This window comes from Micromonospora sp. NPDC005254 (genome assembly GCF_042872525.1).
Taxonomy (GTDB): domain Bacteria; phylum Actinomycetota; class Actinomycetes; order Mycobacteriales; family Micromonosporaceae; genus Micromonospora.
Window position 1 is genome coordinate 150,830 of sequence record NZ_JBIAKM010000005.1, and the last position, 14,374, is coordinate 165,203.

A 14,374-nucleotide genomic window follows, 5' to 3' on the forward strand; every position below is an offset into this window, starting at 1 on the left:
CGGGCTGTGCCCGGCACCCCGCACCCGGCGCCCGCCGCTCGCCACCCGGAGCCGGGCACCGGGGAGGGCGTGATGACTCTCAGGTATAGATATGACTCTGAGGTATGTCGCTCACGACCAACCTGCCGCCGAGGCGACCAGCCAGGCGCGGGCGGCGACGTCATCGACGCCGATTCGCGTCCGGCGGGTGGATCCGGGTGAGGCTGTCGGCGAGGCCGGCGAGCCACCGATCGACCTCCACCAGGTGCCGCACCGCCGAGGCGTCGACCGCGCCGAGCAGCGGACGGACCCGGTCCACCTCGTCGACACAGTCGGTCGGGGCCGGCACCGCGCCCGCGGCCCGGCCCTGTGCCACCTCTCCGGCCAGTTCGTCGTACGCCGAGCGCAGTTGCCCGGCCGCGTCCCGCAGCAGGACCGCCGCCGCCGGCCAGCCGGCGAGGCAGCCGGGCGGGTTGCGGCGCAGCAGCGACTCGGCGCCGGGCACCACGTGCTGCCCGGCGCCCAGGGCGGCGTCCCAGTTCACGCGTGCGCGCTGCGGGTCGTGGCGCTCGGAGTGGTACTGGCAGTAGGACGAGTCGACCAGGACCATCCGCTGGCGGACCCGATCGAGGTCGTCCTCGGGCGGCGGCGCGTCGCCGAGCACCGCCTCGACGGTCCGCTCGACCGCGTCCCCGCTGGCCGTCAGGTAACGCGCGGCGTTGTGGCGCAGGTCGCGGCTCGCACCGCGCGGCCACATGGCGACGCCGGCGAGCACACCGATCACCGCGCCGAGCCCGACGTCGACCAGCCGGGCCTCGGCGAGCCGCCAACCCTCGGGGCTGAGCTGACTGAACACGACCGTCAGCAGCAGGGTGAACAGCGCCTGTTGCCACACCGGGCCCAGCAGCCGACCGACACCGAACGCCAGCAGCAGCGTGACCGGCAGGACGACGGCGTACACGACAGGGTCCTCGACGAGGAGCACCAGCAGGCCACTGACGACGACGCCCGCGATCGTGCCGAGCACTGCGGGTCGCAGCGCGGTGCGGGTGTCGGCGGCCGAGGTCCGCAGGACCGTGAGTGTAGCCAGGAGCACCCAGAAGCCGTGGTTGAGCTGCAACACTCCGGCAGCCACCCGGGCGACCGACAACGCCACGGCCAGCCGAAGCGCGCTGTGCAGGTGGGCGGAGCTGGGAGCAAGATGGGAGCGGAACTGCCACCAGTACAGCGTCCACGGGCTGTGTCGCGCGTACCCGAAAAGTCTGGGGTAGGCCTCGCCTCCGGCGGGCCGTGCCCCGGCGGCGACCCGGGCACCGACGGCGAAGACCCGCACCTGGTCGGCGAGGGCCAGCGCGGTCGCGTCCCGGCACATCCGGGGTACGTCCGGCGCGTCGGCGCCGCCACCTCGCCCCACCGGGTAGGCGGCCTCGGCCGCGCGGATCGCGACGTCCAGGCCAGCGAGGTCGACCGGCGGCGCACCCGGTGACAGGCTCCGGCCGGCGGCCCGGGTCGTCTCAGCGCAGGTGCGCACCAGCCGCGCCGCCGCCAGCTCTCCGATCGGCTCCGGCGGGGCGTCCCCCGCGAGCCGGTCCGCCTCGGCGAGCACCTCCCGCAGCGCCGCCGCCGAGATCCGCAGAGCCCGGTCCTGGGCGCCCGCCGCGGTCGGCGCCCGCTCCGGCGGGTTGCGGCCCAGACCGAGCGGGGCCACCAGGTCGTACGCCCGCGCGCGCCGGCTGTCCCGACCAGCGTGACCGGCGTGCGGGTCGGTCAGCGCGTCGGCGGCGTCGTCGAGGAACGCCCCGACGCCGTCCGCCGCCCGGGTGAGCAGCTGCCGGAAGGTGACCGGCACCGGGTCGGGCCAGAGCAGCACCTCGGCCGCGGCGAGCAGCACGATCGCGAGCGTGACCCCGCCCAGTCGCTGCGGCAGGGTGTCCGGTTGGTACGGCGGAAAGGACGCCAGAATGTAGAAGAGCTGGAACGCGCTGGCCAGACCCACCAGGCGTGGATTCCCGACCCCCGCGAACGCCACGACGAACCCGACGACCAGCATCCCGCCGGCCGCCGCCCACGTGCTCCACGCCAGCAGCGTGCCGGCCGCGATCAGCGCCCAGACCGCCGGCAGCGACGTGACGAGGATCCGCGCCCGCTGCGGCGCCGGACCGGGCAACTGGGCAAACGACCCGGCGGCGATCGCGCCGAACAGCCCGTACGTGGCGAGCACCGGGCTGCCCGCCCCGTACCGACAGGCGTAGAAGATGACGGACGCGACGAGCGTCAGGCGCACCGCGCGCCGCAGGACGGCGTCCCCCGGGTCACGGCGGCGCAGCCGGCCAAGGAGGCTGGTTGCGAGCACGCCTGCTCCCCCGGTTCGTCGCGGCACCCCTTCCCGACCCACCATTCTCCACCGCACCCCGCCACGGGCTGCGGGTTTGGCGACGAATCACCGCCGAGAGCGGCCGCGCAGGCCGAAGCGGAGCGCCCGGAACAGGGTGCCGGGGCGGCTCAGGGCGGCCGGGTGGTCGAGCATTGTGGTCACCCGCCCCAACCGGGCGTTGAGCACCGGGTCGGTGAGCGACGCCCGGAAGAGCAGATCGCCGAACCACTTGGTGACCCGGTAACCGGGCGGGTACGGCCCGTCGACGTGCGGCAGCTCGATGTCGGCGGTGGTGGAGACCTGCCAGGCGGCGTCGACCACCACGCGGACCTGGTCGAAGTACGCCCGCGCGGGCTCGTCGTGCGGCTTCGGCCCGGACCGCAGATAGTTTGACAGGCAGGAGGCGTGCAGCGTCGCGGAGGTCATGCCCTGGCCGTACACCGGGTTGAAGGACGCGACCGCGTCACCGGCGGCGACCAACCCGGCGGGCAGGCGGTCGAGCTCATGGAAGTCGCGGCGTCGGCTGTCCGCCTGGTGGTACGTGACCACCGGGCCGAGCATCTCCCCGTGTTCGGCGATGTCGCCGAACATCTGCGGGTAGTGCTCCCGGCAGCGGGTGGTGAAGTCGGCGACATCGCGGCTGGGCCGGTCCCCGTCGTAGCCGGCGACCAGCATGATCCAACGGTCCCCTTCGACCGAGTTGATCCCGCCGATCCGGGCGGTACGCCCCTTGCCCGCCATGGTGTGGAAGACCGCCACCCAAGCGTCGCTGACCTTCTCGTCGCGCTTGTAGAGCGCCGTCGCGTAGTTCAGCTTGATCGGCATACGGTGCATCGGCGGGCGCGGCCACCCCTCCTCGGCCAGCCAGTCACTCAACCGGCTGGACCGGCCCATCGCGTCCACCACCAGGTCCGCCGTTTCGACGACCGGCTCGCTGCCGCCCTCGGGCACGTACCGGGCGCCGGTGACGCGCCGCTCGTCGAAGAGGAGGCCCTCGGCCCGGCCGTACACCAACTGGATGTTGTCGACGGCGAGGGTCCGCCGACGGACCAGCGCCTCCAGGAACGGACGCGTGGTGATCAACGCCGGCCCGGTGCCGGTCGCTGCCGGCGGCAGACCCAGTACGCCGTTGATGAAGACCTTCGCGGTGCCCTGGTCGCGCGGCGGCGGAGGGGCGCCGAGCGCCAGCGCCTCGTCGGCGATGCCGGGAAACCAGCGTTCCAACTGGACCTGGCCGGCGGGCAGCAGCGCGTGCACCTGGCTGCCCTGGGGCACCCCCGGCCGAGGCCCGGCGTCGACATTGGACGGATCCCGTTCGATGATCAGCACTTCCTCGGCGTGATCGCTCAAAACCCGGGCCGCCAGCAACCCGGCCATGCTGCCGCCGAGCACCACCGCTCGCCGCATGACCACTCTGGTCTCGGCCGGTCGTTCGGCCGTCGCTATCTCCGCGAAGAGCCGGGACGGAGAGGGGGCCATGCGATCACTCCTCGAACGGTCGGGAAACCTCGGCATCCACGACCGTAACCACCGCGGCGCCCGCCGTCAGCCTTCAGTTGGCCCGCTGGCGTAGCGCCGTGCCAGCAGTGTGCCGGCCGCGATCAGCGCCCAGACCGCCGGCAGCGACGTGACGAGGATCCGCGCCCGCTGCGGCGCATCACCGCCGCGAGGGCCGACGGCGCGCTACGCGGTGGTGCGTCGCCACTGCTGGCTGGCGCCGGTGCCGCACGTCCACTGCACGGCCTGAGCACCGTCCGCCGTGGCGGCGTTCAGCACGTCGAGACACTTCCCGCTGTGGCGGGCCACGAGCCTGACGTAGCCGGTTCCGAGGTCCTCGACGCGCCACTGCTGATTGGTGCCGCCGTTGCAGGTCCACTGGATCACGCGGACGCCGTCGGCGGTGGCGCCCGCGCCGCCGTACACGTCGAGACACTTGCCGCTGCTGACACTTGTCACCGTCGAGTAGCCGCCACCGGCGTCCTGGAACCGCCACCGCTGGTTGGCCTGCCCGTTCGCGCCCCACTGGACGACGTTGGCGCCATCGGCGGTGGACGCGTTGAAGACGTCGAGGAGCTTGCCGCTGTGCCGCGCGGCCACCGTGTAGGTGGTCGGCGTGGGGGCGGTGGTCAGCGGCGCCACCCGGTACAGGCCGCTCCCGTGGGCGGGGATGGATCGGGTGAGCGTGCCGGTGACGGTGCCGAGACCGGCGCCGGACCACAGGTCGGTGACGGTGGCCGAGCCGATGCCCAGGTCGGCCAGGTTCACCGAGACGTTAGCCGTCGCGCTCTCGCGGTTGAACAGCGCCACGTACCGGTGGTCGGTGCCGGGCACATCGGCGGTCCACACCTGCCGGGTGCCGCCGACGAGCTGCCGGTTGTTGGCGCTGTTCTGGTCGACGGCGAGCACCGCCGCGTTGGTCATCAACGCCAGCTCGGCGGCGCGGTTCTCGACCAGGTTGCCGCCCCACATCAGCGGCGCCCGGTTGATCGCCCACAGGGTCATGAGGGTGCGCTGCTCGTCAGCGGTGAGCCCGGAGTAGCGGGGTGCGCCGACCGGGCCGTACTTCGACAGCCGCCCGATCGGGATCATGTCCGGATCAGGCCAGGCGCCAGTCGTCCGGTACGGCGTCCAGTTGCGCAACTGGTCGAACAGCGCGTCGAGCGACGACCAGTTGTCCCACAGGTCGTTGACGATGCGCCACATGTGCGCGTTGTCCCGCACGTGCCCGCCACTGGCCAGCGGTGTCGCGCCGGGCGAGAGGCTCAGCACCATCGGCCGACCGCTGTGCTGGATCGCCGTCCGGTAACCCTCGACCTCGGCCTGCCGGTACGTCGGGGCCGCGATGTCGTCCACCTTCACGTAGTCGACACCCCAGCCGGCCAGGAGCTGGAAGACCGAGTCCAGGTACGCCTGCGCGCAGGCGTTGGACATGTTCAGACCCCACATCAGGTTGAGCCAGGCCGCGGTGGTGGTGTTGTTGATCTGGTTGGCCCGGCAGGTGGTGCCGAGGATCGGCACGTTGTCCGCGACCGCCTGCCGCGGGATGCCGCGCATCAGATGGACGCCGAACTTCAGTCCCTGGTCGTGCACGTAGTCGGCGAGAGGCTTGAACCCGTTGCCGCCCGCCGCCGAGGGAAACCGCGTGGTGTCCGGCAGCAGCCGTCCGTTGGCGTCCATCCGCAGCCGGGGATTGAGGTTGGCGTCCTGGTTGGGGCTGTTGTTGTGCTGGCCCGGGTAGTACCAGGCCCAGTCGATGACGACGTACTGCCAGCCGTGCTGGCGCAGGTTGTCGCGCAGGTAGTCCGTGTTGGCCCGGACGTCGGCCTCGGTGACGCTCCAGTTGAACGAGTCGTAGCTGTTCCACCCCATGGGCGGGGTGTTCGCCGTGCCGTTGTCCCACGCCACGGCGGGCTTCGGGGAGATGACGGTGAGGCCGACGGCGAGCAGCACGACCAGAGCCGTGAGCCCGGCCATCCGCCGTGCGGTGGAACGCGCGAGGACGAGCGTCATCGGACCTCCCGACAGACAATGGCGCTTATCGATGTTAACGCTCACACGCCCCCTGTCAAGTGCGCGGAGGGTGGGTACACAGAACCCGTGACCTACTTCGTGGACCTGACGCCGTACACGTACCTGGAGCGGCATGACGAGGACGGGCGTGGGCCATCCGACGAGCCGCTGCTCAACGTCGGCTGGCTGGACGCCTCGCATCCGTTCCCGACCGGCGCTCCCCCGGGCGGATTGATGCCAGCTCTGACGGAACTGGCCAAGGTGCGAGTCCGCCAGACACGGGGACACCACTACTGCGAGATCTGCATCCGGGACCTGGGCGACGACGCCAGAGAAGCCATTCGGGAGGGCATGATCGCCCGCGAGAGCGCCGAATTCGAGGTGCGGGGCGACAACGTCGCGTACGCCGCTCCTCAGCTCCTGCTCCACTACGTGGACGCCCACGGATACCTGCCACCAGCCAAGTTCCGTGCGGCGGCCCTGAGGTCGACGAGCTGACCCAGGGCGACGCCGTCCGGGGCGCGGGAGGCGGTTGACAGGGTAGATCTTGGACAGTTTCCGTTAGCAGCTAACGGAAAGTGTCCAAGATTGCCAGCGGTGGCGGGGCCCGAGGTCGTGTCGCACGGGAGCGTTTGGTCTCTGTCGTCAGCCGGAGGTCAACCTCTCGGTGAAGATCGACACGAGATCAGCGATATCGGGGTGTCCTACAAGCTTGGATACCCCGATATCGCCGACCTGGAGTCGATCACCCCCCGGGACGGTCAGGCCGGGACGCCAGCTGGCGCGGTCGATTCGTCGGGGCGTGCCGCCGACTCGTCGTCGTGGTCGTCGAGCATGGTGGCCTCGTCGAACGGGTCGTCGCCGCGCAGCACGCCGGCCGCCCGGTCCCGGTCGAACTCGCCGGTCCAGATTCCCACCAGGACGGTCGCCACCGCGTTGCCGGCGAAGTTCGTCAGCGCCCGCGCCTCCGACATGAACCGGTCGATGCCGACGATCAGCCCGACGCCGTCCACCAGGTCCGGCCGGTGCGACTGGAGGCCACCGGCAAGCGTGGCCAGCCCGGCACCGGTGACTCCGGCGGCGCCCTTCGAAGCGATGATCATGAACAGCAGCAGCGAGATCTGCTCGCCGATGGCCAGGGGCTTGCCGAGCGCGTCGGCGATGAACAGCGACGCCATCGTCAGGTAGATCGCCGTGCCGTCGAGGTTGAACGAGTACCCGGTCGGCACCGTGATGCCCACGACCGGCTTGCTCACGCCGAAGTGCTCCATCTTGGCGATGAGCCGGGGCAGCGCCGACTCCGACGACGAAGTCGACAGGATCAGCAGGAACTCCCGGCCGAGGTAGCGCAGCAGCGAGAAGATCGAGATCCGGGCCACGAACCACAGCAACGCGCCCAGGACGACCAGCACGAAGATCAGACAGGTGGCGTAGAAGCCGAGCATGATCTGGGCGAGGCTCTTGAGGGCGTCCACGCCGGTCGCGCCGACGACGGCCGCCATCGCGCCGAACGCGCCGATCGGCGCCAGCCACATGATCATGGCGAGGACCTTGAAGACGACCCGCTGGAGGACGGCGATCGCGCCGAGCACGGGCTCACCGCGCCGGCCCATCGCCTGCACCGCGAAGCCGACGAGCAGCGCCACCAGCAGCGTCTGGAGCACCTCCCCCTCGGTGAGCGCGGAGAAAAGCGTGGTCGGGATGATCCCGAGCAGGAATTCCGCCGTACCGCCGGCCTCGTCACCGGCGGCGGCCTTGCCCGCGCCCGCGAGGTCCTGGCCGAGGTCCAGGCCGGAGCCGGGGTGGATGAGGTTGCCGACGACCAGGCCGATGGCGAGCGCGACGGTCGACATGGTCAGGAAGTAGCCGAGCGCCAGGCCGCCGACCTTGCCGACCTTCGCGGCCTGGCGGACGGAACCGACGCCCAGCACGATCGTGCAGAAGATGACCGGGCTGATCATCATCTTGATCAGGTTGACGAAGCCCGTGCCGATCGGCTTGAGTTCCTTGCCGAAATCGGGGGCGACCAGGCCGACCACGATGCCGGCGAGCACGGCCACGATGACGGCCAGGTACAGGTAACGGGTACGGTCCCGGCGGGCCGACGGCTCCGCCGTGGTGGTGGATGCGGTGGTGTCCATGTCGACAATGTGAAGCGCGTCTCACCCGTTGACAAATTTGCGGTCATTCTGTTCACCGCGAAAATCCGAGGAGGTGATGGAGGTGGCCCGACGGCAGTGGAGCATCGCGGGGCAGCTCTTCGCCCTCCAGGCGGTGGTGGTGACGCTGCTCGTGCTGGCCGGCGCGGCGGGCGCCGTCTGGCTGGCCCGCGTCGACTCCCGCCAGGCCGCGCAGGAGGAGGTGCTCGCGGTGGCGCAGACCGTGGCCCGCTCCCCCGACGTCCGCGCGGCCCTCACGACCGCCGACCCGGCCAGCATCCTTGCGCCGTACGCCGAATCGACCCGGCTGGCCACGGGCACCGACTTCGTGGTCGTGATGGCCCCCGACCGCACCCGTTTCTCGCACCCGACCCGGGACCGCATCGGCGAGCCGTTCGTCGGCGACATCGGGCCCGCCCTGGCGGGGCACCCGTTCACCACCACCAACGTCGGGACGCTCGGCGAGTCGGTGCGCGCGGTGGTGCCGGTGTACGACGAGCAGCGGCGCATCGTCGGCCTGGTCTCGGTGGGCATCACCACCCGGGCCATCAACCGCAAGCTGCTGCGCCAGCTCCCCGTGCTGCTCGGCGTCGCGGCGCCGGCGCTCGCGCTCGCCGCGACCGGATCGTGGCTGCTCAGCCGCCGGCTGCGTCGCCAGACCCACGGCCTGGGACCGGCGCAGATGACCCGGATGTACGAGTACTACGACGCGGTCCTGCACTCGGTGCGCGAGGGTCTCGTGGTGCTGACCACCGATCGGCGGGTGGCGCTGATCAACGACGAGGGCCGGCGGTTGCTCGATCTCGACGCCGACGAGCCGGTCACCGACCAGCCGGTCGCCGGGATCGACCTGCCGCCCGCCGTGGCCGAGCTGCTCGGCTCCGGGCGCGACGCCCTCGACGAGCCCATGCTGGCCGGTGACCGGGTGCTGGTGGCCAACCAGCGGACCGCTCGCTTCGAGGGCGCGCCGCTCGGCACCGTGCTGACCCTGCGCGACCAGACCGAGCTGCGTACCCTCGCCAGCGAGCTGGACTCGGTCCGCGCGCTGACCGAGGCGTTGCAGGCGCAGACCCACGAGTCGGCCAACCGCCTGCACACCGTCCTCACGCTGGTGGAGCTGGGCCGCGCCGACGAGGCGGTCCGGCTCGGCACGCGGGACCTGGCCCACGCGCAGCAGCTGACCGACCGGGTGGTCGACGCGGTCACCGAGCCGGCCCTGGCCGCGCTGCTGCTCGGCAAGTCCGCCCAGGCCGGCGAGCGCGGCGTGGACCTCGTCATCGAGCCGGACTGCCGCCTCGACGACAGCCCGTTGCCGACCAACGACCTGCTCACCGTCGTCGGCAACCTGATCGACAACGCCCTGGAGGCGGTCGCCGGCACGCCCCCGCCGCGTACGGTGCGGGTCTTCGTCGGCGCCGTCGACGACGAACTGGTGGTCCGGGTCGCCGACAGCGGCCCCGGGCTGGCCGAGGAGCGGGTGGCGGACGCGTTCCGGCGCGGCTGGTCCACCAAGAGCAGCGGCCGGGGTCTCGGTCTGGCGCTGATCGGGCAGGTGGTCCGCCGCCACGGTGGCCGGCACGAGGTGGCCCGCTCGGACGACGGCGGCAGCCTGTTCACGGTCCGACTACCGGTCGGCGGTGCCCCGCGATGACCGACATCCGGGTGCTGGTCGTCGAGGACGAGCCGCTGCTGGCCGAGGCGCACGCCGCGTACACCGAACGGGTTCGGGGTTTCGTGGTGGTCGGGGTGGCGCACACCGCGCGGGCGGCGATGGCGGCTCTGCGCGCGGGTGGCGGCGGCGACGTGGACCTCGTACTCCTGGATTTTCGGCTGCCCGACCTGCACGGCCTGGACGTCTGCCGGGCGCTGCGCGCGGCCGGCAGCAGCGTCGACGTGCTCGCGGTGACCTCCGCGCGGGACCTGGCGGTGGTGCGCACCGCGGTGTCCCTCGGGGTGACCCACTACCTGCTCAAACCGTTCACGTTCGCGGCGTTCCGCGACAAGCTGGAGCGCTACGCCGACTACCGCGCCCAGGCGCTCGCCGAAGGCGAGGTGACCGCCCAGCACGACGTGGACCGGATGTTCGCCACCCTGCGCGGCACCGCCGGGCACAGCCTGCCCAAGGGCCTCGACGCGCAGACCCTCAATCGGGTACGTGCGGCGCTGGCTGACGGATCCGGCCCGGGTGCGGGGTTGTCCGCGACCGAGGTGAGCGCGGCGACCGGCATCTCCCGGGTGACCGCCCGCCGCTACCTGGAGTACCTGGTCACCATCGACCGCGCGGTGCGCACCCCCCGCTACGGCACCCCCGGCCGCCCCGAGGTCGAGTACCGCCCCCGCTGACGCAACGCGACGTCAAGCGGCGCCGGGTGGATGCTTGAGTGATCAACGGCTGCTGTGGCCTGCACATGTGCTGATCGTCAGATCAGGCGATCTGGCGCAAGTCGTCGCCGTAGTCGAAGATGATCCGCATTCGGGCGCCGAGCGCTCGCGCATACCGACTCAGTGTCGCGACCTCATTAGCCTCCAGATCACCGTTCTCGATCTGGCTGATTCGGCCGGGCGTGACACCCATCAGCTCGGCCACCTGCCGCTGGGTCAAGCCCAACCGCTTCCGCTCCTCGGCAAGGTGGAACGCGCTGATCCACGCCTCGGTACGGGCACGTTCGGCGTCGAGCGCTTCATCGTCCCCGTCGTGCAGCTCGGCCCGGATGTCGTTCCAATCATGGAAGTCGCTCATCAGCCCTCCCTCCGCTTCTTCTCGAAGGCAAGCCAGCCCTCGTACGCAATCTCGGCCACCGGAATCGCCTTGTCGTACCATCGATTCCAATCTCCCGCCTTGTTGCCGGCCACCAGCAGGACGGCCTGGGACCAGGGATCGAAGACGAACAGCACCCGAACGGCAACGTCCCTTCCGGATCTCGGTCGAAGCTCTTTCAGGTTGCTGATGGTCGAGCCCTTGAGGGTGTCGACCAGTGGCCGCCCCAGGGCCGGACCGGTATCCGCGAGCATGTCGATCGCTACGTTGACGGACCGGTACGTCGCAGGGTCGGCATCTCGCAGGGATCGCAACCAGTTACGGACATCCGTTGTCGTCTTGATCGCCCAGCGACGTGGCGGCTCATGAGACATGGACCAACTATAGCCTGAGCTATACAGAACCGCTGCGCTCTAATGCGGTGGCGGGGTCAAGATCCGTTGTTAGACTTGCCGGGTTGGGTTAGCGGTACGACCAGGGAGACCAGACATGGCGGGTGACGACGACATCTCCGGGTGAGACCGGACATGTTCGGCCATCGGTTCGGCGCGCGTAGGCGCAGCCGCCGAGGCCATGCCGTCGTTCCACCGGTTCCCGTTGTCGTCGGGCGGCTTAGGCGCGCGCCCACCCCACCCTTCGAGGTCACTCGCATGTCTGATGCGTACATCGTCTGCTCGAACCTGTCCTTCTCCTGGCCGGACGACACCCCGGTCTTCTCGGAGCTGTCCTTCACCGTTCCGGGCGGTCGTACCGGCCTGGTCGCGCCCAACGGCGCCGGCAAGAGCACCCTGCTGCGGCTGATCGCCGGGGAGCTGACGCCCGGCGGCGGCAGCGTCACCGTCGACGGCGTGGTCGGTTACCTTCCGCAGACGCTGCCGCTGGTCGGCGACCTGACCGTGGCCCAGGTGCTGGGCGTCGCCGAGCGGATCGCGGCGCTGCACGCCATCGAGGCCGGCGACGCCAGCGAGGCGCACTTCGCCACCATCGGCGACGACTGGGACATTGAGGAGCGCACCCGCGCCGAGCTGGACCGCCTCGGCCTGGGTGACCTGGCGCTCGACCGGCGGCTGCACACCCTCAGCGGCGGTCAGGTGGTCTCCCTCGGCCTGGCGGCGCAACTGCTGCGACGGCCCGACGTGCTGCTGCTCGACGAGCCGACCAACAACCTGGACCTGGAGGCTCGGCACAAGCTCTACGACGTGCTGTCCGACTGGTCCGGGTGCCTGCTGCTGGTCAGCCACGACCGGGAGCTGCTGGACCGGATGGACCGCATCGCCGAGCTGGAACGAGGCGAGATCAACTGGTACGGGGGCAACTTCACCGCGTACACCGAGGCGGTGCAGGCGGCGCGGGAGGTGGCCGAGAGCAACCTGCGCAACGCCGAGCAGGAGGTCAAGCGGGAGAAGCGGGAGATGCAGCAGGCCCGTGAGCGGGCCGACCGGCGGGCCAGCAACGCCGCCAAGAACCTGAAGAACGCCGGTCTGGCCCGGATCGTCGCTGGTGGGCTCAAGCGCAGCGCGCAGGAGTCGGCGGGCAGGTCGCAGGAGACCCACTCCGCCCGGCTCGGCTCGGCCAAGGCCCGGCTCGACGAGGCCGGCCGGGCGGTCCGCGACGAGGACAAGATCACCGTCGACCTGCCGGACACCACCGTCCCGTCCGGACGGACGGTCTTCTCCGGTACGGGGCTGCGGGCCCGCTTCGACGATCGGGAGCTGTTCGGCGGCGACGGCGCCGACCTGGTGATCCGGGGGCCGGAGCGGATCGCGCTCACCGGGGCGAACGGCGTCGGCAAGTCGACCCTGCTGCGCCTCGTCAACGGCGATCTCGAACCGGCCGGCGGCGAGATCAAACGGGCCGACGGGCGGATCGCGTACCTGTCGCAGCGGTTGGACCTGCTGGACCTCGACCGCACGGTCGCGGAGAACTTCGCCGCGTACGCGCCGAGCCTGCCGGACGCCAAGCGGATGAACCTGCTGGCCCGGTTCCTGTTCCGAGGCGCCCGGGTGAACCTGCCGGTCGGGGTGCTCTCCGGCGGCGAGCGGCTGCGCGCCACCCTCGCATGCGTGCTCTGCGCCGAACCGGCGCCGCAACTGCTGCTGCTCGACGAGCCGACGAACAATCTGGACCTGGTCAGCGTCGCCCAACTGGAGAGCGCGCTGACCGCGTACCAGGGTGCGTTTGTGGTGGTGAGCCACGACGAACGGTTCCTCGCCGAGATCGGCGTGCAGCGCTGGCTGCGGCTGGCCGACGGCCAGTTGCGCGAGATCGCGGCACCCGACCAGGGCTGACCCGACGTCGCGGCCCGGCCGGACAAACGTCGGCCGGCCCGGTACCGGGCCGCTAGCGGATGTTGCTGGTGTGGCCCAGGGAGTAGCGACCGGGCTGCGGCCACACGGTGAGGCCGTGCGGGCCCTTGCCGACCGGGATCCGGGCCAGCAGTTTGCCGGTCGAGGTGTTCAGCGCGTACACCTCGTCGGTGAAGCGCCCGGAGAGCCACAGCACCTTGCCGTCGGCGGACAGGCCGCCCATGTCGGGGCTGCCGTTCGGGATCCGCCAGGTCGCGGTGCGCTTCAGGTTCGCCAGGTCGAGCACGGTCACCGTGCCCTCCTCGCGGTTGGTGACGTACGCCTGCCGGGCGTCCCGGCTGAAGTAGATGCCGTGCGCGCCCCTGCCGGTGGGGATGAACGCGGTCTGCCGGGTGGCCAGGCCATCGAAGACATACACCCCGTTGGCGCGCATGTCGGCGACGAGGAAGTGCTGGCCGTCCGGAGTCAGCCGGGTGTCCTGCGGCATCCCGTCGGGCGTCCGGGTGAGGCGAAACTCGCGCACCTTGCGCAGGGAGGCAGTGTCCAGCACCAGCATCCGGTTGGCGAACTCGCAACTGAACAGCATCGTCCGGCCGTCGGCGGAGTAGTCCATGTGGTTGATGCCGCCGCACTCGGGAAACCGCACCGACCGCACCCGCTGCCAGCTAACCAGGTCGTAGAAGTCCAGTCGCTGGTACGCCTCGGCGACCACGATCGCCTGCTTGCCGTCGGGGGTGAAGTAGAGGTTGTAGACGTCCTCGAGGTTGCGGAACTCGCCCGGCTCACCGGTCCGGGCGTCGATCGGGATCAGGCCACCCCGGGGGATCTGACTGGACGCCACGTAGAGCGTCCGCAGGTCGTAGGAGGGGACGACGTGCTGGGGCTCCGGGCCGCCGGGGAACTTCCCCACCACCTGGTACGTCCCGGGGTCGATCAACCAGACATCGTTGCTCTTGGTGTTTGGCACGTACACCATCGGGCGGTCGCCGCGTACCGCATCGGTCAGCTGGTCGGGGCCGGCGGCAGCGTAGACGTTGCCGGCCGCCGGATAGGTCGGCATTCCCGGTGCCAGCGGGCCGAAGGCGGTCGGTGCCGGCCCGGCCGCGCTCGCCCCGGCTGAGGTCGGCCCAGCCGCGGTCGACCCGGCATCGGCTTCGTTGGTGGACCCCCGGTCGGTGCAGGACGCGAGGCCGACCACCAGTGCCAGGGCGGGGACCACGGCCCGCAGGTGACGACACGACACCTTATGACGATAACGGACATTTCCCCTGATGTTGGTGATTCCCCA

Annotated in this window: 11 protein-coding genes; 4 read left to right on the plus strand and 7 right to left on the minus strand. The window is 71.1% G+C overall.

What is annotated here, in order from left to right; genetic code table 11:
- Positions 1 to 160: 160 nt before the first annotated feature.
- The 3 genes from ACFYPR_RS17075 to ACFYPR_RS17085 all read right to left on the minus strand — a co-directional run bounded on the left by ACFYPR_RS17075 (position 161) and on the right by ACFYPR_RS17085 (position 5,863).
- Entirely contained in the window at positions 161 to 2,332 is a 2,172-nt protein-coding gene (locus tag ACFYPR_RS17075) for an FUSC family protein (protein ID WP_387260774.1), read from the minus strand.
- Positions 2,333 to 2,419: 87 nt separating this feature from the next.
- On the minus strand, positions 2,420 to 3,832 hold the full coding sequence (locus ACFYPR_RS17080; protein ID WP_387260776.1) for an FAD-dependent oxidoreductase: 1,413 nt from the start codon (positions 3,830 to 3,832) through the stop codon (positions 2,420 to 2,422).
- Between the two features lie 204 nt (positions 3,833 to 4,036).
- Positions 4,037 to 5,863 (minus strand): alpha-galactosidase, encoded by a 1,827-nt coding sequence (locus tag ACFYPR_RS17085; RefSeq protein WP_387260779.1) that lies wholly within the window; start codon positions 5,861 to 5,863, stop codon positions 4,037 to 4,039.
- Between the two features lie 87 nt (positions 5,864 to 5,950).
- Here ACFYPR_RS17085 and ACFYPR_RS17090 point away from each other — a divergent pair, with 87 nt between their 5' ends.
- Positions 5,951 to 6,361, plus strand: a complete 411-nt coding sequence (locus ACFYPR_RS17090; RefSeq protein WP_387260781.1) for a hypothetical protein — start codon at positions 5,951 to 5,953, stop codon at positions 6,359 to 6,361.
- Between the two features lie 263 nt (positions 6,362 to 6,624).
- Here ACFYPR_RS17090 and ACFYPR_RS17095 read toward each other — a convergent pair whose 3' ends face one another.
- Positions 6,625 to 8,004, minus strand: coding sequence for a cation:dicarboxylate symporter family transporter (locus ACFYPR_RS17095; protein ID WP_387260783.1), 1,380 nt, complete (start codon positions 8,002 to 8,004; stop codon positions 6,625 to 6,627).
- Positions 8,005 to 8,080: 76 nt separating this feature from the next.
- Here ACFYPR_RS17095 and ACFYPR_RS17100 point away from each other — a divergent pair, with 76 nt between their 5' ends.
- Both ACFYPR_RS17100 and ACFYPR_RS17105 read left to right on the plus strand, forming a co-directional pair.
- The gene (locus ACFYPR_RS17100; RefSeq protein WP_387260786.1) at positions 8,081 to 9,673 is read left to right on the plus strand and encodes an ATP-binding protein; all 1,593 of its coding nucleotides are present in this window, start codon (positions 8,081 to 8,083) and stop codon (positions 9,671 to 9,673) included.
- Positions 9,670 to 10,365: a response regulator gene (locus ACFYPR_RS17105; RefSeq protein ID WP_387260787.1), complete on the plus strand. Its 696-nt coding sequence runs from the start codon at positions 9,670 to 9,672 to the stop codon at positions 10,363 to 10,365. The genes ACFYPR_RS17100 and ACFYPR_RS17105 overlap by 4 nt, the downstream gene beginning before the upstream one ends.
- Positions 10,366 to 10,447: 82 nt before the next feature.
- On the opposite strand, the gene ACFYPR_RS17110 is transcribed toward ACFYPR_RS17105, so the two are convergent.
- Both ACFYPR_RS17110 and ACFYPR_RS17115 read right to left on the minus strand, forming a co-directional pair.
- Positions 10,448 to 10,762, minus strand: a complete 315-nt coding sequence (locus tag ACFYPR_RS17110; protein ID WP_354855989.1) for a helix-turn-helix transcriptional regulator — start codon at positions 10,760 to 10,762, stop codon at positions 10,448 to 10,450.
- Entirely contained in the window at positions 10,762 to 11,154 is a 393-nt protein-coding gene (locus ACFYPR_RS17115; RefSeq protein WP_354855988.1) for a type II toxin-antitoxin system RelE/ParE family toxin, read from the minus strand. The genes ACFYPR_RS17110 and ACFYPR_RS17115 overlap by 1 nt, the downstream gene beginning before the upstream one ends.
- Positions 11,155 to 11,430: 276 nt before the next feature.
- On the opposite strand from ACFYPR_RS17115, the gene abc-f reads away from it, so the two are divergent.
- On the plus strand, positions 11,431 to 13,068 hold the full coding sequence (abc-f, locus tag ACFYPR_RS17120; protein WP_363939221.1) for a ribosomal protection-like ABC-F family protein: 1,638 nt from the start codon (positions 11,431 to 11,433) through the stop codon (positions 13,066 to 13,068).
- 52 nt (positions 13,069 to 13,120) lie between these two features.
- Here the strand turns inward: abc-f and ACFYPR_RS17125 are convergent, their stop codons facing one another.
- Positions 13,121 to 14,329 (minus strand): YncE family protein, encoded by a 1,209-nt coding sequence (locus tag ACFYPR_RS17125; protein WP_363939220.1) that lies wholly within the window; start codon positions 14,327 to 14,329, stop codon positions 13,121 to 13,123.
- Positions 14,330 to 14,374: the final 45 nt, after the last annotated feature.

Coding starts and splice junctions, on each gene's coding strand:
- ACFYPR_RS17080 (WP_387260776.1), bottom strand. CDS start 3,832: ATGGCCCCCTCTCCGTCCCGGCTCTTCGCGGAGATAGCGACGGCCGAA.
- ACFYPR_RS17085 (WP_387260779.1), bottom strand. CDS start 5,863: ATGACGCTCGTCCTCGCGCGTTCCACCGCACGGCGGATGGCCGGGCTC.
- ACFYPR_RS17095 (WP_387260783.1), bottom strand. CDS start 8,004: ATGGACACCACCGCATCCACCACCACGGCGGAGCCGTCGGCCCGCCGG.
- ACFYPR_RS17100 (WP_387260786.1), top strand. CDS start 8,081: ATGGAGGTGGCCCGACGGCAGTGGAGCATCGCGGGGCAGCTCTTCGCC.
- ACFYPR_RS17105 (WP_387260787.1), top strand. CDS start 9,670: ATGACCGACATCCGGGTGCTGGTCGTCGAGGACGAGCCGCTGCTGGCC.
- ACFYPR_RS17110 (WP_354855989.1), bottom strand. CDS start 10,762: ATGAGCGACTTCCATGATTGGAACGACATCCGGGCCGAGCTGCACGAC.
- ACFYPR_RS17115 (WP_354855988.1), bottom strand. CDS start 11,154: ATGTCTCATGAGCCGCCACGTCGCTGGGCGATCAAGACGACAACGGAT.
- abc-f (WP_363939221.1), top strand. CDS start 11,431: ATGTCTGATGCGTACATCGTCTGCTCGAACCTGTCCTTCTCCTGGCCG.